1 rRNA gene (only partly in view) is annotated in these 616 nt (G+C 51.3%); it reads left to right on the top strand.

From position 1 onward, the window contains the following. Window positions 1-616: ribosomal RNA gene (locus KO518_RS16945) — 23S ribosomal RNA — on the top strand (it extends past both window edges: 580 nt to the left, 1,843 nt to the right).

The raw sequence follows: 616 nt of genomic DNA, 5'->3' as shown, positions 1-616 counted from the left end.
TGGGGTGACTGCGTACCTTTTGTATAATGGGTCAGCGACTTATATTTAGTAGCAAGGTTAACCGTTTAGGGGAGCCGTAGCGAAAGCGAGTGTTAACTGCGCGTTTAGTTGCTAGGTATAGACCCGAAACCCGGTGATCTAGCCATGGGCAGGTTGAAGGTTGAGTAACATCAACTGGAGGACCGAACTCACACCTGTTGAAAAAGGTGGAGATGACCTGTGGCTGGGGGTGAAAGGCCAATCAAACCGGGAGATAGCTGGTTCTCCCCGAAATCTATTTAGGTAGAGCCTCGGACGAATTCCATTGGGGGTAGAGCACTGTTAAGGCTAGGGGGTCATCCCGACTTACCAACCCTTTGCAAACTCCGAATACCAATGAGAACTATCCGGGAGACACACGGCGGGTGCTAACGTCCGTCGTGAAGAGGGAAACAACCCAGACCGCCAGCTAAGGTCCCAAAATATTGCTAAGTGGGAAACGATGTGGGAAGGCTAAGACAGCTAGGAGGTTGGCTTAGAAGCAGCCACCCTTTAAAGAAAGCGTAATAGCTCACTAGTCGAGTCGGCCTGCGCGGAAGATGTAACGGGGCTAAGCAATATACCGAAGCTGCGGCAG

This window comes from Aestuariibacter sp. A3R04, from assembly GCF_018860805.1.
In the GTDB taxonomy this organism is placed as follows: Bacteria; Pseudomonadota; Gammaproteobacteria; order Enterobacterales; family Alteromonadaceae; genus Alteromonas.
Note: the sequence above shows the minus strand (reverse complement) of the source record. Positions and strands in the feature narration are given on the sequence as shown.